General features: G+C 67.9%; 16 protein-coding genes. 4 read left to right on the top strand and 12 right to left on the bottom strand.

Annotated features, from left to right (window positions below):
- Positions 1-83: 83 nt before the first annotated feature.
- Complete coding sequence (locus CFB46_RS27545; RefSeq protein ID WP_089501929.1) at positions 84-647, top strand: putative glycolipid-binding domain-containing protein; 564 nt, start codon at positions 84-86, stop codon at positions 645-647.
- On the opposite strand, the gene CFB46_RS27540 is transcribed toward CFB46_RS27545, so the two are convergent.
- The 5 genes from CFB46_RS27540 to CFB46_RS27520 all read right to left on the bottom strand — a co-directional run bounded on the left by CFB46_RS27540 (position 599) and on the right by CFB46_RS27520 (position 5,875).
- Positions 599-1,513 (bottom strand): alpha/beta fold hydrolase, encoded by a 915-nt coding sequence (locus tag CFB46_RS27540; RefSeq protein ID WP_089501928.1) that lies wholly within the window; start codon positions 1,511-1,513, stop codon positions 599-601. The two genes, CFB46_RS27545 and CFB46_RS27540, sit on opposite strands and share 49 nt — an antisense overlap.
- A 4-nt stretch (positions 1,514-1,517) precedes the next feature.
- A complete protein-coding gene (locus CFB46_RS27535; RefSeq protein ID WP_089501927.1) occupies positions 1,518-2,423 on the bottom strand; it encodes a metal-dependent hydrolase in 906 nt (301 codons plus the stop codon).
- Entirely contained in the window at positions 2,420-3,352 is a 933-nt protein-coding gene (locus tag CFB46_RS27530; protein WP_089501926.1) for an SDR family NAD(P)-dependent oxidoreductase, read from the bottom strand. The genes CFB46_RS27535 and CFB46_RS27530 overlap by 4 nt, the downstream gene beginning before the upstream one ends.
- Positions 3,353-3,373: 21 nt before the next feature.
- Complete coding sequence (locus tag CFB46_RS27525; protein ID WP_089501925.1) at positions 3,374-4,957, bottom strand: flavin-containing monooxygenase; 1,584 nt, start codon at positions 4,955-4,957, stop codon at positions 3,374-3,376.
- Between the two features lie 246 nt (positions 4,958-5,203).
- Complete coding sequence (locus tag CFB46_RS27520) at positions 5,204-5,875, bottom strand: lysoplasmalogenase (RefSeq protein WP_089502383.1); 672 nt, start codon at positions 5,873-5,875, stop codon at positions 5,204-5,206.
- 354 nt (positions 5,876-6,229) lie between these two features.
- On the opposite strand from CFB46_RS27520, the gene speB reads away from it, so the two are divergent.
- The gene (speB, locus tag CFB46_RS27515; protein ID WP_089501924.1) at positions 6,230-7,192 is read left to right on the top strand and encodes an agmatinase; all 963 of its coding nucleotides are present in this window, start codon (positions 6,230-6,232) and stop codon (positions 7,190-7,192) included.
- 208 nt (positions 7,193-7,400) lie between these two features.
- Here the strand turns inward: speB and CFB46_RS27510 are convergent, their stop codons facing one another.
- The 5 genes from CFB46_RS27510 to CFB46_RS27490 form a co-directional block, all read right to left on the bottom strand.
- Positions 7,401-7,625, bottom strand: coding sequence for a hypothetical protein (locus tag CFB46_RS27510; protein WP_089501923.1), 225 nt, complete (start codon positions 7,623-7,625; stop codon positions 7,401-7,403).
- Positions 7,626-7,903: 278 nt separating this feature from the next.
- Positions 7,904-8,107, bottom strand: a complete 204-nt coding sequence (locus CFB46_RS27505) for a cold-shock protein (RefSeq protein WP_027780910.1) — start codon at positions 8,105-8,107, stop codon at positions 7,904-7,906.
- Between the two features lie 384 nt (positions 8,108-8,491).
- A complete protein-coding gene (locus tag CFB46_RS27500) occupies positions 8,492-9,331 on the bottom strand; it encodes a MerR family transcriptional regulator (RefSeq protein ID WP_027780909.1) in 840 nt (279 codons plus the stop codon).
- A 9-nt stretch (positions 9,332-9,340) separates the two neighbouring features.
- Positions 9,341-9,901: a GNAT family N-acetyltransferase gene (locus tag CFB46_RS27495; RefSeq protein WP_089501922.1), complete on the bottom strand. Its 561-nt coding sequence runs from the start codon at positions 9,899-9,901 to the stop codon at positions 9,341-9,343.
- Between the two features lie 80 nt (positions 9,902-9,981).
- The gene (locus CFB46_RS27490) at positions 9,982-10,854 is read right to left on the bottom strand and encodes a LysR family transcriptional regulator (RefSeq protein WP_089501921.1); all 873 of its coding nucleotides are present in this window, start codon (positions 10,852-10,854) and stop codon (positions 9,982-9,984) included.
- 131 nt (positions 10,855-10,985) lie between these two features.
- On the opposite strand from CFB46_RS27490, the gene CFB46_RS27485 reads away from it, so the two are divergent.
- Positions 10,986-11,984: a quinone oxidoreductase family protein gene (locus tag CFB46_RS27485; RefSeq protein ID WP_027780906.1), complete on the top strand. Its 999-nt coding sequence runs from the start codon at positions 10,986-10,988 to the stop codon at positions 11,982-11,984.
- A gap of 58 nt (positions 11,985-12,042) precedes the next feature.
- Here CFB46_RS27485 and CFB46_RS27480 read toward each other — a convergent pair whose 3' ends face one another.
- Positions 12,043-13,557 (bottom strand): MDR family MFS transporter, encoded by a 1,515-nt coding sequence (locus CFB46_RS27480; RefSeq protein WP_089502382.1) that lies wholly within the window; start codon positions 13,555-13,557, stop codon positions 12,043-12,045.
- A gap of 230 nt (positions 13,558-13,787) precedes the next feature.
- Here CFB46_RS27480 and CFB46_RS27475 point away from each other — a divergent pair, with 230 nt between their 5' ends.
- On the top strand, positions 13,788-15,347 hold the full coding sequence (locus tag CFB46_RS27475) for a methyl-accepting chemotaxis protein (RefSeq protein ID WP_179235124.1): 1,560 nt from the start codon (positions 13,788-13,790) through the stop codon (positions 15,345-15,347).
- Between the two features lie 76 nt (positions 15,348-15,423).
- Here CFB46_RS27475 and CFB46_RS27470 read toward each other — a convergent pair whose 3' ends face one another.
- Positions 15,424-17,091: an ATP-binding domain-containing protein gene (locus CFB46_RS27470; RefSeq protein WP_027780903.1), complete on the bottom strand. Its 1,668-nt coding sequence runs from the start codon at positions 17,089-17,091 to the stop codon at positions 15,424-15,426.
- Positions 17,092-17,105 lie beyond the last annotated feature (14 nt).

The following is a 17,105-nucleotide window of genomic DNA, read 5'->3' as shown; positions in this document are numbered from 1 at the left end:
CTGGACTCGTCGACGGTGGCATTCTCGATCGCCGGGATTTGTGCGACGATGCCCCGCAATGGCGGAAACCGGGAGGCGGAAAGATGCGTGAAGTGCGATGGGCGTCGCTCGAAGGCGACGGGGTCGAACATCTGACGTTCGACCGGAGCGGCGGCGGGATCGTCGTCGAAAGCGCGGTGGTCGGCCAGCGGTACGGTCGCGCCTACGGGCTTGCATATCGCGTCGAGTGCGATGCTCAATGGCGCGTGAGTTACGCCGTGCTCAAGGTGATGGGCGGCGGCACGCTTGAACTGCACGGCGACGGGGCTGGGTATTGGCGCGACGGTTCAGGCCGTGCACTGCCGGAACTGGACGGCTGCATCGACATCGACATCGCGGCGACGCCGTTCACGAATTCGCTGCCGATCGGCCGCCTCGGGCTCGCGCGCGGCGAGCGGCGGCCGATCGACGTCGCGTACATCTCCACGCCGGACCTGACGGTCACGCCGGTCAAGCAGGCTTATGCGTGCATCGAACCGGGCCGCCGCTATCGCTACGAAGGGATCTTCCGGAATTTCACCGCGGAGATGGACATCGACGACGACGGGCTCGTCGTCGATTACGAGACGCTGTTCAGACGCCTGCCGGCGCCGCCGACGGCGCGCTGAACCGCGGCGTTCGTCACCGCCGGCCGCTCCTGCGCGGACGCGAAGCGGTCGATCCGCGACGCGATCATGTCCGGGTGACGCAGCACGATCCAGTGCGTGCCGTCGATTTCCTCGCGCACGTGTTCGCCGAGCCAGCGATCGAGGCCGACCGACATCTCGGGCGTCACGTAGCGGTCGCGCACCGGAACCAGGATCTGCACCGGCGCCTGCGCGTACCGTTCACGCGGCTTGCGGGCTCGCGCAAGGAAATTCGCGCGGTACATCTGCATCCCGTTCAGCGCGTTCTTCAACTGCACGGGATCGCGCTCGGCGCGCACGCGTTCGGTGAGCTGGAGCCAGCGCGGCCACAGCGCCGCACCGCCGAGCCGCCACACCAGCGACGGCACGAGCGGCAGGTGGAAGAACGCGATGTACCACGACTTCAGGCTCTGCTTGACGCGCATCTTCGCGCGGAACACGTGATCGAGGCACGGGCCCGAGATCGACGTGTACGACGCGATGCGGCCGCGCCACGCAGGGTCGGTCACGGCCTCCCAGCACTGGATCGAGCCCCAGTCGTGGCCGACCAGGTGGAACGGCCGGTCGCCGCAGGTCGCATCGGCTACTGCCTTCAGGTCGCCGGCAAGCCGTTCGAGCGTGTAGTCGGCACGGCGGCGCGGCGCATCCGATGCACCGGCGCCGCGCACGTCGTATGCGATCACGCGGTAGCGTTTCGCGAGCCGCGCGCGGATCGGCGCCCACACGGCCGCCGAATCGGGATAGCCATGCACGAGGATCAGCGGCGGCGCACGACGCGACCCGCTTGCGTAGACGGCGAGTTTCACGTCGCCGGACTGCACGGTCAGCATCTCGTGAGCGCGCGCCATGGCATCATGCCTGCGCAACCGAATGCAGCGGCACGCGGCGCGGCGCGGCTTGCGCCGCATAGCGCGCGTTGGTCGCGTCGATGTTCTCGAGCAGCGTGTCGAGCCCCTGCAAGTACTGATGGTTATCGTGATCCCACGGGTGGAAGCCCGGGCGGAAGTAGTCGAGCCATTCGCGCGCGATGCTCGGGAACACGCCGTTCTTCGGGCTGTACAGATACTTCACGAGGCGCCACGTGCCGCCGAACTTGCCGTGTTCGCGACGGTGGGCGCGCATCAGCCGCACGTGGAAGTCGAACACGATGGCCCAGAAGAACACGGTCGTCGTCAGCATCGTGCCGGTGCGCAGCAGGTAGCTGCCGAGGCCCGGCTTCATCACGGTGCGCCACACGTCGTAGGACACCGCCTTGTGCTCGGTTTCCTCCATCGCGTGCCACATCCACATCTGCTGGTAGCCTTCGACCGAGCCGTCGATCCGGTGTTCGTGGCCCGACAGCAACTGGTTCGCGAGGATCGCCGTGTAATGCTCGAGCGCGATCGTGATCGCGAGCTGCATCGAGTGCGGCAGCACCTTCTTGAACCAGCCGAGGATCGTCCACAGGCGCTTGTCGAGCTTGTGCGCGGGCAGGCCGGACGCCTGCAGCAGGTCGTTGTACTCGATGTGCTCGCGCGTGTGCATCGCTTCCTGGCCGATGAAGCCGAGCACCTGCTTCTTCAGCTCGGGATCCTCGATCCGGTCGCGGTAGTTGCGCACCGAATCCATGAAGAAGCGTTCGCCGGCCGGGAACAGCAGCGACAGCGCGTTCATGAAGTGCGTGACCGGCACGCCCTGCACATGCCAGTCCTTCGCGCGTTCGGGCGGCAGCGCGAAACGGATGTCGCGCCGCACGGGCATCATGTTCGGTGTCGTCATGATTGTTCTCCCTGATTGCCTGCATTGTTGTAGGTGGCGTGCACCGGCGCCGGCGCCGGCGTGCCGCGTGCGGCATGGCGGCGGGCCTTCGCGGCCTCGCGGCGCGTCGCGAGCACGACGAGCGCCTGGTAGGCGGCCGGCAGGATGCGCGCCATCCAGTCCGCGCCCTTCGCGTCGCGGCCGATCAGCACGCGGCGCTTGTTCTTGCGCACGCCGGCGAGGATCGTGCGCGCGGCGTCGTCGGCGGTCGTGATGAAGAACTTCTCGAAGCTGTCCTTGCCTTGCTGTTCGCTCTCGACGATGAAGCCGACCATGTTCTTCGCGACGCGGCTCGACTGCGCGATGTTCGTGCGGATGCCGCCCGGGTGCACGCAGGTGGCCGACACGCCGCACTTCATCATGTCGAGCTCCTGGCGCAGCGATTCGGTGAAGCCGCGCACCGCGTATTTGGTCGCGTTGTAGCCGCTCATGCCCGGCTGCGCGAAGATCCCGAAGATGCTCGACGTGTTGATCACGTGGCCGTCGCCCGATTCCTTCAGGTGCGGCAGGAACGCTTTCGTGCCGTGCACGACGCCCCAGAAATTGATGTTCACGATCCACTCGAGATCGCTGTATTCCATGCCTTCGATCGTGCTCGACAGCGCGACGCCCGCATTGTTGAAGATCAGGTTGACCTTGCCGTGCTCCTTCGCGGTGTCGTCGGCCCACGCGAACATCGCGTCGCGATCGCCGACGTCGAGCACGCGCGTCGAGACACGCACGTTCGGCGCGATCGCGCGGACGATCCGTTCGGTTTCGGCAAGGCCCACGCCGTTCTTGTCGGCGAGCGACACGTGGCAGCCGGCCTGCGCGAGCTGGATCGCGAGCGCGCGACCCATGCCCGAGCCGGCACCCGTGATCGCGGCGACCTTGTTGGCGAAATCTCTCATGTCGGTGGCTCCTTGTCTGGCTCAGGCCGCTTCGGCGGACGTGGAAGCGGAAGCGGCCGGCGCGGCGACGGGCCGCGCGGTCGTGTCGTGCCGCGGCGCGCGATACGCGTGGTAATCGGCGATCGAGAAGTGCGCGGTTGCCTGGCGGAAGCGCCACGTGAAGCCCGGCCACAGTGTCGTGTTCTTGCCGGTGCGCGGGTCGAGGTACCAGCTCTTGCAGCCGCCCGTCGACCAGATCGCCTTTTTGAGCTTGCCCTGCAGGTCGCTGTTGAACTGCGCCTCGACGAGCGGGCGTACCTCGATCGCATCCGCGCGTTCGCGGTGCATCGCCTGCAGCGCGCCGAGGATGTATTCGATCTGCGACTCGATCATGAACACCATCGAGTTGTGGCCGAGGCCCGTGTTCGGGCCGACGATCATGAAGAAGTTCGGGTAGCCCGGCAGCGTCGTGCCGAGATACGCGTGCGCGCCGTCGCGCCACGTGTCGACGATGTCGAGGCCGCCGCGGCCGATGATCGCGCCGCGCGGATACGGATCGGCCACCTGGAAGCCGGTGCCGTAGATCAGGCAGTCGACTTCATGACGCTTGCCGTCGGTCGTCACGACCGCGTCGGCTTCGATGTGATCGATGCCGGTCGTGATCACGTCGACGTTCTTGCGCGACAGCGCCGGGTAGTAGTCGTTCGAGATCAGCACGCGCTTGCAGCCGAGCGTGTAGTTCGGCGTGACCGTCTTGCGCAGCTCCGGATCGGGAATCTGCTTGCGGATGTGGCGCAGCGCGAGCTTCTGCACGTTCTTCATCAGCGACGGATGGATCGCGAAGCCGAGCACGCGCGATTCGAGCATCCAGTAGATGCCGCTGCGCACGATCTTCTGCGTGAACGGCAGCGTGCGGAACAGCCATTTCTCGAAGCCGGTCAGGTTGCGGTCGGGCTTCGGCATGATCCACGGCGGCGTGCGCTGGAACAGCGCGAGCGCCTTCACGCGCGGCGCGATCTGCGGCACGAACTGGATCGCGCTCGCGCCGGTGCCGATCACCGCGACGCGTTTGCCTTCGAGCGCGTAGTCGTGATCCCACTGCTGCGAATGGAATGCGCGGCCCTGGAAGTTTTCGACGCCGGGAATCGCCGGCAGCGCGGCGCGCGACAGCCCGCCCATTCCCGACACCAGCACGCGCGCGGACAGCCGCTTGCCGTTCGCGAACGTGAGGCGCCAGCGTTGCGCGGCTTCGTCGTACTCGGCGCGCTGCAGTTCGTGATTCATCCGCAGGTGCGGGCCGACGCCGAAGCGCTGCACGCAGTCTTCCAGATACGCGCGGATCTCCGGCTGCGGCGCGAACATGCGCGTCCAGCGCGGGTTCGGCGCGAACGAGAACGAATAGACGTGCGATTGCACGTCGCATGCACACCCGGGGTAATGATTGTCGCGCCATGTGCCGCCGACCGACGCGGCCTTTTCGAGGACGACGAAGTCGGTCACGCCCGTTTGTTTCAGGCGGATCGCCATCCCGAGACCGGCGAAGCCGGTGCCGATGATGGCGATGTCGATGGTTTCGTCCAGGCCGTCATGGCCGGGTGGACCGAAAGGCAACGTGCGAGCATTCATCCGGGTGTCTCCGATTTGGCTCATTTTCGAATGTTACATTGTTTGATGTAACGATAGAGGGTGAGCTCGGAAACCGCAAGAGGCTAGAAGCGGCGCTCTAAGGGCCGGAAGCCAGGCGGGAAAAGGCTGAGCGGGGTTTGGAACGGTTCGCTTTCCGCGATGCGGGATGACCGGAAAAGGCCGTCGACAGGGCGAGTCAGGAAAGAAGCAGGACCGCCGGCGCGCGGCGGCCTGTTTGAAACGGTATCAGGGACGGATCGATCGGGCGGCCGTCTCATGGAAAACCCCGGCCACGATCGTGACCTGCGCGAGCGCATAGAGGCTCCAGATCCCATAGTCGATGCCCGGAAAACCGCCGAGGAACCGGCCGACGCCGATCAGCGTGTCGGAGCCGACGAAGATCAGGCTGCCGATCGCGACCAGCGGGCCGCGCGTGCGGGCGGCGAGCGCGAAGCTCGCCATCACGCACAGCACGAGCATGTAGACGGCGACCGGCGCCAGCAGCTCGCCGAGATGCGGGAAGAACGCCGCGTAGAACGCCGGCGCGGCGATCCACAGCCCGACGAGCGCAACGACGCGCCAGCCGTGCGGCCGCGCGCGCCACCGAAAGAAAATCGCGCAATAACACAGGTGCGTGAGCAGGAACGCGCCGAGGCCGAGGACGAATGACAGCGGCCAGTCGGGCAGCGCGAGCAGCACGTCGCCGAGTACGGCGGTCGCGAGCGCCGTGCACAGCCACGCGCGTTCGCGCGGCGCGCCGCAGGTGCTGCCCGCCGCGAGCAGCAGGATGCCCATCGCGGCTTTCGCGGCGGCCTGGCCCGGATAGGGCGCGGCGGCGAGCGACAGCCCGTAGAGCAGCGCCGCGGCGATGGCGAGCGGCCAGAGCCGGCGGTAGGCGGCGGGAAGTGTGGCGATCAAGGCGGGTGTCTCCGGTTCGTTGTCGTCCGCGGCGGACGGCGCGCGGTCGACGGCGCGGCTGCCGGCCATTATCCGGAAGAACCGGTGCGCGAAAACCGGCGAATCCTTCTAGGAAACGATCGCGACGGGCCGCGATGCCGCCACCGGATTTTTCCGCACGTTGCCCCGGTTGAACCGGGGCAATGGCTGCGAATCGGCTTGCTATGATCGCCGCGGTATTGCCGTTGCCGATGTCCCGCCTCGCGTCGCGACTGGATGCGCGAGCCGGTGCATGCCCGATGAATCCATGCCGTGCCCGGCCCGCGTGCGCAGTCGAAGCGGGGCCGCCCGGCCACCACGAAAACAAGCCCGACCATGACCGAACTTCTCCACGGCGACGGTGCGATCCGTCGCACGACGCCGTACGGTTCCTCGATCGAAAACACCTATGCGGGCGTGCTGTCGTTCATGCGCCGCAACTACTCGCGTGCGCTCGACGGTGTCGATGTCGCGATCTCGGGCGTGCCGCTCGATCTCGCGACGACCTATCGTTCCGGTGCGCGGCTCGGGCCGGCCGCGATTCGCGCGGCGAGCGTGCAGCTCGCGGAGCTCAATCCGTATCCGTGGGGCTTCGATCCGTTCGACGATCTGGCGGCCGTCGACTATGGCGACTGCTGGTTCGACGCGCACAATCCGCTATCGATCAAGCCGGCGATCGTCGAGCATGCGCGCACGATCCTGCGCTCAGGCGCGAAGATGCTGACGCTCGGCGGCGACCACTACATCACGTATCCGCTGCTGGTCGCGCACGCGGAGCGCTACGGCAAGCCGCTGTCGCTGATCCATTTCGACGCGCACTGCGATACGTGGGCCGACGACGATCCGGACAGTCTCAATCACGGGACGATGTTCTACAAGGCGGTGAAGGAAGGGCTGATCGATCCCGCGACGTCGGTGCAGGTCGGGATCCGCACGTGGAACGACGACTTTCTCGGGATCGAGCGGCTCGATGCCGCCTGGGTGCACGACCATGGTTCGCGGGCGGCGGTCGAGCGGATCGTCGAGATCGTCGGCGCGCGGCCTGCGTATCTGACGTTCGATATCGATTGTCTCGATCCCGCATTCGCGCCGGGAACGGGGACGCCGGTGGCCGGCGGGTTGTCGTCGGCGCAGGCGCTGGCGATCGTGCGAGGGCTCGGGGCGGTGAATCTGGTCGGGGCGGATGTGGTGGAGGTGGCGCCTGCGTACGATCACGCGGACATCACGGCGATCGCGGCCGCGCATGTGGCTTGCGATCTGCTGTGCTTGTGGCGGCAGAAGAAGGTGGCGGGTCGCTGAAGTGGGGGGACGGACGTGTGAGGCAGGAGGCCGGTGGGCAGCTTGCCCGCCGGTTTTTTGATGGCCGTCTGCGCTGATATCGCGAGTACGTCGTCAACGCCCGCGCGAGAGGGCGCAGCTTGACGACGTCGGAGGGACGATCCGGAAGTTCGAACCGACCGCACCGACGACTCATGCGCGATGAGTGCCGGTACTGGGGGCGCTGCCGTCAACCGCGCGTATCGACCCAGTTGCGTGCCCAGCGCGCCGAATGCGCCAGCGCCTGCGCTTCGCTCGTGAAGTAATCGAGCGAATAGAACTGGTAGCGGCCTTCGTCGTGCGCGCTATCGGCACGTTCGAGCAGCAGATTGGAAGAAAAACGCCCGTCGGGCAGGCGATGCGCCGAGGGTTGGACGGCATAGCCGTTGTACTGTTGAATTCGTTGGTTATGCATTTTAATTTTAATGATGATCGAGTGCGCGCGTGCCGTGCGAAATACGCACGGGTATGCCGATTCAATGCCATTGCGAGCTGAATCTGACGCAGTCGGAAAGCGAAAATAAGGCGTTGCGGCCGGAGGGGGGATGAAGTGCAACGAGACGTGTGGCGCTGGGCAAGCTGCTAACTAAACCGATGCAGCTCAAGCCGATCGCGCCAACTTTAGGAGACGAAGCTCCGTGAGGATGTCGCTGCGACCCGGCGTCCGTCGCGGGATGCCGGGCCCTTCAAACGTTACAGCGGCTGGATGTTGGCCGCTTGCAGACCCTTCGGGCCTTGCTTCGTTTCGAAGCTCACTTTTTGATTCTCAGCCAGCGTCTTGAAGCCGTCGGTGCGAATTTCGGAGAAGTGAGCGAACAGGTCGTCGCCGCCCTTGTCCGGAGTGATGAAGCCAAAGCCTTTGCTGTCGTTGAACCACTTGACGATACCGGTATCCATGAAGATTCCTTGAGAAAAATATACGAAGATTTGCTCTGTTGAAGAGCGCCTGAAGCGTCAAGGAGGGAGAGGACAACGAATACCGCTGGGAGGAGCGAGCAATTGATGAACAGCAATCGGACTTCTTGGACTTCGACGCATACATTAACCGCCGGGCGGGTTGGCGTCAACCGATAACTTGTAACTGTTTCGCGGCGCGGCTGATTACCGCGAGCGCCGCGATGCGGCGCCGTCCGGCTGGAATGAGGGCCGACCGGCGCTGCCGGCCGTTCGCCGACCCATGCGAGCGGCGGTGCTCACCTGCAACGGCCGTCGGTCTTTCCGCGGACCGGATACGCACGCGTTGTAGCGACGAGCCGACGCATGCATGACGGGGCGGCGGCCCTATGCGTCGTCGCCGTCGCCTTGCGTATCGCTCGTACCGGACTGCCGCGCCGCTTCGTCGCTGAGCTTCTTGTCGAGGATCGTCGCGACCCGCCCGCCGAGATACGCGCTGGCGGCAGTTTCGAGTGCGCGGTTCGTCTCGCCTTCGACGAACACGGCCGCGAGCGGGCGCAGGCGCCAGATCGCGTCGACCAGTTCGGGCACGTCGGTGGCCGGCGGCAGCGTGCCGGCGTCGTAGCGGTCGAGCCGCTTCACGACGAGATCGACGAGCAGCCGCGCGATTGCGTCGAAATGCGGCCGCGCGAGGCTGATCACGTCGAGCAGCTCGCGCGGCGGAATCCCTTCCTTCGTCATCGCGGCCGCCGCCTCGAGCAGCGCGGGGCTTTTCGCGACGAACGACAGGCCGCGCCGTTCGAGCAGCCCGAGCTCGGTCACGCGAGACAGTTGCGTGGTCGCCTGCGGGCCGAACATCTGGGCGAGCGCGGCGAGCGAATAGGTTTTCGGCAACTCGTGCGACCAGCGGCTGCCGATCGCGTTTTCGAGGCCGAGGATCGAGCGCAGGTCGTGGCCTTCGTCGATCGCCTTGATCAGGTCCTGGATGTTCGACAGCGTGTAGCCGCGCGCGAGCAGATGGTTGATCAGCTTCAGACGCGCGACGTGCGTGTCGTCGTAGATGCCGACGCGCCCGCGTTTCTCGGGCGGTGCGAGCAGCCCGCGATCCTGGTAGGCGCGGACGTTGCGCACGGTGGTATCGGACACGCGCGCGAGTTCGTCGACCGTGTACTCGTTGCGGGAATCCGGCGCGGCCTCGTCGGGCGTGGAATGAGTCTGTTTTGACATGCGGCCATTCTAGCGCGGGGCGGCAGGCTCGGGCGAGGCGGGGCGCGCGTTCGCGCCGTCGCCGAGCGGGCGCTGCAGCAGTGCCGTGTCGATCCAGCGGCCGTGCTTGAAGCCGACCGCTTTCAGCAGGCCGGCCGGCTCGAAGCCGAACGCGCGATGCAGCGACGTCGAGCCGCCAGTGCCGCCGTCGGCGATCACCGCGATCATCTGTCGCCACGGGCCGCCTTCGCAGTGCTCGATCAGCGCCGCGAGCAACGCGCGGCCGATTCCGCGCCCACGCTGGGCATCGTCGATGTAGATCGAATCCTCGATCGTGAAGCGGTACGCGCTGCGCGTGCGGTACGGCGTCGCGTAGGCGTAGCCGGCCACGCGGCCGTCGCATTCGGCGACGAGATACGGCAACCCGTGGCGCAGCACCGCGTCGCGGCGAGCGCGCAGTTCGGCGACGTCGGGCGGCGTTTCCTCGAACGACGCGACGCTGTGGTGAACGTGGTGCGCATAGATCGCGTGGATCGCATCGAGGTCGGCGTCGGTCGCGTCGCGCACGACGCAGGCGGGAGCGGTAGGCATGGCGGCAGGGCGAGTGAAATCAGAACGCTACCATGCCGGCCGCCGCCGCGCGTGGCAAAGCCGTTTGCGGCGTCGGCGGCTTACAGCCGGCCGTCCGCCGCATGCACCGCGTCGGCGATCGCGTCGGCGACGCGCTGCACGCGCGGCGAACGGCGCACGTCCGGATGAACGACGAGCCAGATCTCGCGCTCGATGTCGCAGCGCGGCGCGGCCGTCAGCTCGACGAGCGGCGCACCGGCGTGCGCGGCCGGATCGTCGACCAGAAACCGCGGCAGCAGCGCGACGCCGGCCCCGGCTGTGCACGCGCGATGCTGCGCGGCCAGGTCGTTGGCGATGAACGCAAAACGGCGCCCGGCCGCGAAGCGTTCGAGCCATTGCTGCTGCGGCGTTTGCGCGAGCGCATCGTCGTAGCCGACGAATGGCCAGGTGTCGGGCGGCGCGTCCGCCCATTCCGGCGCCGCGCACAGCGCGAAGCGCATCGTGCCGAGCCGGCGCGCGGCGAGGCCCGGTTCGGTCGGCCGCGACAGCCGCACCGCGAGATCGGCTTCGCGCGCGTACAGGTTCGCCGCATGCATCTCGCCCATCAGGTCGATCCGCAGCGCCGGCCATGCGCGCTGCGCGCGGGCCAGGCGCGGCGCGAGGAAATGGCTGGCGAATACCGGCGACGCCGATACGCGCACCGCGCCGTCGAGCGCGGCCGCGCCTTGCGCCGCGCGCGCGAATGCATGCGCGTCGGCTTCGAGGCGCGCGGCGTGCTCGGCGAGGTGCAGCCCTTCGTCGGTCGGCGGCCAGCCGCGCGGCAGCCGGTCGAACAGCCGGATCCCGAGCGCCGACTCCAGTGCGTCGATGCGCCGCGCGACCGTCGAATGCTGGACCTGCAGCGCCCGCGCTGCCGCCGACAGGCTGCCGCCGCGCATCACCGCCAGGAAGTAGCGGATGTCATCCCAACTCATCGGCAGCGTGGGTGCGGCGGCAGACTCTTGATCGGTCGAATTTTGCACAGTAGATGAGCGCTAATCGTGAATTCCGCTCGATTATGCACGATGCGATGATCGTGTCACTTCATTCGACAGCGAGGAACGTCATGACCCAAACCGCCAACGCCATCCGGATCGGGATCGACCGTTACGGCGACGCCAGCGTGCTGCGCCGCGTCGATGCGCCCGTCGCGCCGCCCGGCGCCGGCGAAGTACGGATTCGCCAGACCGCGATCGGCGTGAATTTCGTCGACATCTATTTCAGGACGGGCGCGCACGCGTTGCCCGCGCTGCCGGCGGCACTCGGTGTCGAGGCGGCCGGCGTGATCGACGCGGTCGGGCCGGGCGTGACGGATCTCGTGCCCGGTCAGCGCGTCGCGTATGGCGGCATGCCGACCGGCAGCTATGCGAGCCTGCGCACGATGCCGGCCGAACGCGTGCTGCCGATTCCCGACGGGCTGAGCGACGAAGCCGCCGCCGCGGGACTGCTGAAGGGGATTACCGTCTACATGCTGCTGCATCGCGTCCGGCAGGTCGGCGCCGGCGATACGGTGCTCGTGCATGCGGCGGCCGGCGGCGTCGGGCTGCTGGCGACGCAGTGGGCGCGCGCGCTCGGCGCGCGGGTGATCGGCACGGTCGGATCGGCCGCGAAAGCCGCGCTGGTGCGCGCGCACGGCGCGGAAGCGGTGGTCGATTATCGCGAGGAGGATTTCGTCGCGGCCGCGCGTGCATTCGGCGGTGGGGCGGGCGTCGATTACGCGATCGACGGAATCGGCGGCGACGTGCTGACCCGCACGCTCGGGGCGGTTCGTCCGTTCGGGATGGTCGCGAGCATCGGGCAGGTGGCCGCGATCGGCACGCGGCAGACGATCGATCTCGACGAGCTGGGCCCGGCCCGTTCGATCGCGCTTGCGCGGCCGAGCGTGCTCGGTTTCATCGCACGCGACGTCGGCGCGTATCGGGACGCCGCGCGTGCGACGCTCGACCGGCTGGCGGGCGGAATGCACGTCGAGATCGGCGCGCGGCTGCCGCTCGAACAGGCGGCCGATGCACACCGGTTGCTGGAGTCGCGCGCGACGACGGGCGGTGTCGTGCTGCTGGCGTGACGGCGGGCGCGGGCGGCTCGCGAGGTGGCTCGACGGTCGCTCGGCGAGCCGCGGGCGCTCAGTTGTGCTTGCGCAGCGGTGCGTCCTCGACGAACCACGCGAGCACGAACGCGATCGCGATCACCGTCGCGGCCGACAGATACACGACGTGCAGCGAGCCGGCGAACGCGTGCAGGTACGCGTCGCGCACGGCATCCGGCAACTGGTGCACGGCGAGCGGCCCGAGCGCGGCTGGCAGCTCGGTGCCGGCCGGCAGCGCGTCCATCATCCGCGACTGCAGGCCGTGCGAAAACAGCGCGCCGAACGCGGCGACGCCGAGCGAGCCGCCGATCGAGCGGAACAGCGTCGCGCCCGACGTCGCCACACCCATGTGCCGGAATTCGACCGTGTTCTGCACGGCGAGCGTCAGCACGGGCATCACCATCCCGAGCCCGATCCCGAGCAACGCCATGTACGCGTACATCGTGTGCAGCGGCGTATCGAGCGTCAGCGTCGACAGCAGCGCCATCGCGACGCCGCCCATCAGCGTCCCCGCGATCGGAAACGGCCGGTACGATCCGAACCGCGAGATCAGCCGCCCGCTGACGATCGAGGTCACGAGCATCCCGCCCATCATCGGCAGCAACTGCATGCCGGCCTGCGACGGCGTCGAACCCTTCACGACCTGCAGGTAGAGCGGGATGAACGTGACCGAGCCGAACAGCGCGATGCCGACCACGAAGCCGATCAGGCTGACCAGCACGAAGGTGCGATGACGGAACAGCTCGAGCGGCATGATCGGCTCGGCCGCGACGCGCTCCTCATAAATGAAGCCGCCGATCGCGACGAGACCGAGCACGAGCGTCATCCACAGCTGGGGCGACGTCCACGGCAGCAGCGAGCCGCCTTCGCTCGTGAACAGGATCACGCAGGTGAGGGCGGTCGCGAGGAACGCGGCGCCCATGTAGTCGATCCGGTGCTTCACGTGCGCGGTGTGCGGCCGGAACGCCATGCCGATCACCGCAAGCGCGAGCAGGCCGAGCGGCAGGTTGATCGTGAAGATCCAGCGCCAGGAAAGATGCTCGACCAGGAAGCCGCCGAGCAGCGGGCCAACGATCGTCGCGAGGCCGTAGACGCCCCCGAACATCCCCTGGTAGCGCGCCCGGCGATCGGGCGGGACCAGATCGCCGATCGCAGCCATCGTGACGACCATCAGGCCGCCGCCGCCGAGCCCCTGCAGCGTGCGCAGCACGATCAGTTGCGTCATGTCCTGCGCGATGCCGCACAGGGCGGAGCCGGCGAGGAACAGCACGATCGCGACCTGCAGCACGATCTTGCGGCCGTACAGGTCGCCGAGCTTGCCGTACAGCGGCAGCACCACGGTGGACGACAGCAGGTACGCGGTGACGACCCACGACAACTGGTCGAGCCCGCCGAGTTCGCCGACGATCGTCGGCAGCGCGGTCGACACGATCGTCTGGTCGAGCGCGGACAGCAGCATGACGAGCAGCAGCGCGGCGACGATCAGCGCGGTCGGCGCGTCGCGGCGGGCCGCGTCGGCGGCCGGCGGAGTGAGGAAAGTGTCGGTTGTCATCGAGATATCTGCCATGGCAGGGAATTGAATCGAAATATAGCCATGGATGATTGACTAGTCAATTTCTGCCCAGCCTCGATATGTTGCAGTCGTAACCGGAGATTGCCGCGCGGAGAATTGACCCCGATCAGCTGCAAAGCAGGGACGGACTCAAGTTTTTTGCAGGCAAACCGTAATACAGCATGCCGCGGACCGATTGCCGCGGCACTTTTCATCGCTCACGTGCCGTCATGAACCTGAACGCCCTGTTTTCCCGTTTCTCGATCCGTACGCGGATTTTCTCCACGCTCGGCCTCGTCGCCGTGCTGCTCGTCGTGTCGGGCCTGATCGGCCTCGCGGGCATGCAGAGCTCGAACCGCGCGCTCGACGAGGCCTATACGCGGCAACTCGCCGCAAAGACCGCGCTGTCCGCGGCGAGCCTGAACCTGACGATCGTGCGCACGACGCTCGACCGCGCGCTGCTGCACCCGGAAGCGCCGGACGTACCCGATCTCGTGAAGAAGGCCGAGGGCTATCTCGCGAAGGCCGACACGGCGTGGCGCAACTACGCGGCGATGCCGCACGGCGACGACGAAGGTCCGCTCGCGAGCCGCCTCGATGCCGCGCGCCAGGCGCTGATCGGGCAGGCGCTGAAGCCGCTGATCGACGCGATTCGCGAAGGGCGGCGCGACGAAGCCGACCGGTTGCTGATGACGGTCGCACCGCCGCTGTCGGTCGCGCTCACGCAGGCGACCGACGCGCTCGATGCATACCAGGCCGCGCGCGGCAAGGACGTGTACGACACCGCGCAGACCTATTACGGCTGGATGCGCATGGGCGCGATCGCGGGCATCGCATTTGGCCTGGCCGCGTGCCTCGGTTGCGCGATCGGCCTGCATTTCGCGATCACGCAACCGGTGAATCGCCTGCTGTCGCATTTCCGCCGGCTGTCGGACGGCGATCTCACGTCGGAAGTGCGCTGGTCGTCGCGCGACGAGATGGCCGAACTGGTCAAGGGCGTGACCGGCATGCAGCGCAGCCTCGCGGATACGGTGCGCCAGGTGAGCCAGGGCTCCGAGGCGATCTCGACGGCGACGCACCAGATCGCGGCCGGCAACACCGACCTGTCGCAGCGCACGGAGGAACAGGCGTCGGCGCTGCAGGAGACGGCCGCGAGCATGGAGCAATTGACGGCGACCGTGAAGCAGAACGCCGACCACGCGCTCGAGGCGCAGGCCTGCGCGGACAGCGCGGGCGAGATCGCGACGCGCGGCGCGACGGTCGTCGGCGAGGTGATCGGCACGATGAACGAGATCGACCGGAGCTCGCAGAAGGTCGCCGACATCATCGGCACGATCGAGGGGATCGCGTTCCAGACCAACATCCTCGCGTTGAATGCGGCGGTCGAAGCCGCGCGCGCGGGCGAGCAGGGCCGCGGCTTCGCGGTGGTCGCGGGCGAGGTGCGTACGCTTGCACAACGCTCGGCATCCGCGGCGAAGGAAATCCGCACGCTGATCGGCGAATCGGTCGAACGCGTCGCGACCGGCTCGCGGCTCGTCGGCATGGCCGGCACGACGATGCAGGACATCCAGCAGGCGATCGGGCGCGTGACGGGCATCATGACGGAGATCGCGGCCGCATCGAGCGAACAGCGCGACGGGATCGAGCAGGTGAACCGCGCGGTGTCGCAGATGGATCAGGTGTCGCAGCAGAACGCGGCGCTGGTCGAGCAGGCGGCCGCGGCGGCCGCGTCGCTCGAGGAACAGGCGGATGGGCTGCGTCGCGCGGTGGGCGCGTTTCGGGTGGCTTGACGGACGGTGGCCGGCGGCGGGGCGGGCGCTCGCCTGCAGTCGTTGCGCGCCGCGCAACGGCCGTTCGCCCGCCGCGTCAACCCGCCGCGAGTTGCGCGGCCGCGCGTGACGACGCGACGATCAGCAGCTTCATCGTCGCGCGCGTCGCGCCGACGAACAGCTTGCGCGCGGCACGCGCGTCGAGCGTGTCGAAGTCGACTTCGGTCAGGATCACGCACGGCGCCGATTGGCCCTTGAAGCGGTAGATCGAATCGAGCAGCACGTCGCCTTCGCGATACTCGGGGTTGCCGAACAGGTCGTACTTGCCGGTGAAGCGTTTGATCCGGTGCGGGCCGAGCTGGTCGAGCGGCGCCAGCACCGAGCCTTCGCGGCCGCGGTACGACAGCACCGCGATGTCCTGCTTGCGGAAGCCGAGCGACAGCGCATGCGTGATCGCACGCTTGGTCGCGTCGATGCAGGCTTGCGCCAAGGCGTCGTCCGACGCGCCATCTTCGCCGTATGCCGACACCGACGGATCGGATCCGTCGAACGGGCTGCCCGAGCGCAGTTCGGCCGCGAGCGGCTCGGCCCGGCCGACGACGTCGCGCACGAATTCGAGCAGGTCGCGCGGGCTGCGGTAATTCGTGAGCGCCTTCAGCGTGACCCAGCCGGGCAGCGCGACGGGTTCGCGCATGTACAGGTTCTGCAGCGGATCTTCCAGCCACCACCATGCGCCGTCCGGCGCGAGCAAGCGCTCCAGCGCGGCCGCCCACGGCGCGTGGAAATCCTGCCCTTCGTCGACGACCAGCACGTCGAAGCGCCAGCGTTCGGGAATCGGCGTTTGCGCGAAGCGCGCCTCGAGCCGTTCGAATTCGCCGGGTACCTGGAAGTCGGGCGTATAGCCGCCGTCCCGCGCGACCCAGTCGCACAGCTGGTGGTAGTTCGCGATCTTCGCGCCGGGCGGCGCGATGCGCGCGATGTAGTCGGCGAGCGGCCGGTTGAAGCATACGTAGAGCACACGCTGGCCGGCCGCGACGGCATCGCGCATCACCTGCACCGCGAGCTGGGTCTTGCCCGAACCCGCGGTGCCGGTGACGCGCAGCCGGAACGGCGTGAACTCGAGCTGGCGCGCCCATGCCGCGAGCCCGCCCGACAGCCGTGTGACGAGCGTGCCGGCCTGTCCGACGAGCGCGCTCGTGTCGGGCGTGAGCGCGAGTTCGTCCGCGAGGAAATGGTGGAGCTTCGGCGCGTTCGGAAAGGGCTCGTCGTCCTCGGGCAGGATCTGCAGGATCACTTGCGCGAGCTGCGCCTTGCGCGACGCATCGACGATGCGCTCGGGCGCGACGCCGGCGATCGACGCGTCGCGGATCGAATAGTCGGGGCAGTACAGCAGCGCCTCCACGCCGTAGACGCCCGCGCCGAGCGCGGCCGTCAGGCGCCGATGCAGCGTCTCCTGCGTGCGCGCGAGCTGGATCGGGACATTGCGCTCCTTCTGCAGGTAGACCTTCACGAGCCCTTTCGGGGTTTCGCGCAGGAAGCCGGCCTTCTGCTCGATCAGCAGCACGCGGCCGGCCGGACTGACGACGACGAACGCGGCTTCGCCGAACACCGAGAACGCCTGGTCGGCACGCGTCCAGTGGACGCCGTGATACACGGTGTAGCCGTCGGGCAGCGCGTGTTCGAGCGCGGCGAGCGTTTCGCGCTCGCGTTCGGCCGCGCCGGTCGCGGCGAGGCTTTTCCAGTCGTCGGGGATGAGGCGGGCCATGGAGTCGGGCGGCG

This window comes from Burkholderia sp. HI2761 (assembly GCF_002223355.1).
Taxonomy (GTDB): domain Bacteria; phylum Pseudomonadota; class Gammaproteobacteria; order Burkholderiales; family Burkholderiaceae; genus Burkholderia.
The sequence above is the reverse complement of the archived record's forward strand: the minus strand, read 5'-3'. Positions and strand labels throughout refer to the sequence as shown.

Excerpts from the sequence above, each read along its gene's own strand:
- CFB46_RS27545 (WP_089501929.1), top strand. The coding sequence starts at position 84 with ATGCGTGAAGTGCGATGGGCGTCGCTCGAAGGCGACGGGGTCGAACAT.
- CFB46_RS27540 (WP_089501928.1), bottom strand. The coding sequence starts at position 1,513 with ATGGCGCGCGCTCACGAGATGCTGACCGTGCAGTCCGGCGACGTGAAA.
- CFB46_RS27535 (WP_089501927.1), bottom strand. The coding sequence starts at position 2,423 with ATGACGACACCGAACATGATGCCCGTGCGGCGCGACATCCGTTTCGCG.
- CFB46_RS27530 (WP_089501926.1), bottom strand. The coding sequence starts at position 3,352 with ATGAGAGATTTCGCCAACAAGGTCGCCGCGATCACGGGTGCCGGCTCG.
- CFB46_RS27525 (WP_089501925.1), bottom strand. The coding sequence starts at position 4,957 with ATGAATGCTCGCACGTTGCCTTTCGGTCCACCCGGCCATGACGGCCTG.
- speB (WP_089501924.1), top strand. The coding sequence starts at position 6,230 with ATGACCGAACTTCTCCACGGCGACGGTGCGATCCGTCGCACGACGCCG.
- CFB46_RS27510 (WP_089501923.1), bottom strand. The coding sequence starts at position 7,625 with ATGCATAACCAACGAATTCAACAGTACAACGGCTATGCCGTCCAACCC.
- CFB46_RS27505 (WP_027780910.1), bottom strand. The coding sequence starts at position 8,107 with ATGGATACCGGTATCGTCAAGTGGTTCAACGACAGCAAAGGCTTTGGC.
- CFB46_RS27500 (WP_027780909.1), bottom strand. The coding sequence starts at position 9,331 with ATGTCAAAACAGACTCATTCCACGCCCGACGAGGCCGCGCCGGATTCC.
- CFB46_RS27495 (WP_089501922.1), bottom strand. The coding sequence starts at position 9,901 with ATGCCTACCGCTCCCGCCTGCGTCGTGCGCGACGCGACCGACGCCGAC.
- CFB46_RS27490 (WP_089501921.1), bottom strand. The coding sequence starts at position 10,854 with ATGAGTTGGGATGACATCCGCTACTTCCTGGCGGTGATGCGCGGCGGC.
- CFB46_RS27485 (WP_027780906.1), top strand. The coding sequence starts at position 10,986 with ATGACCCAAACCGCCAACGCCATCCGGATCGGGATCGACCGTTACGGC.
- CFB46_RS27480 (WP_089502382.1), bottom strand. The coding sequence starts at position 13,557 with ATGACAACCGACACTTTCCTCACTCCGCCGGCCGCCGACGCGGCCCGC.
- CFB46_RS27475 (WP_179235124.1), top strand. The coding sequence starts at position 13,788 with ATGAACCTGAACGCCCTGTTTTCCCGTTTCTCGATCCGTACGCGGATT.
- CFB46_RS27470 (WP_027780903.1), bottom strand. The coding sequence starts at position 17,091 with ATGGCCCGCCTCATCCCCGACGACTGGAAAAGCCTCGCCGCGACCGGC.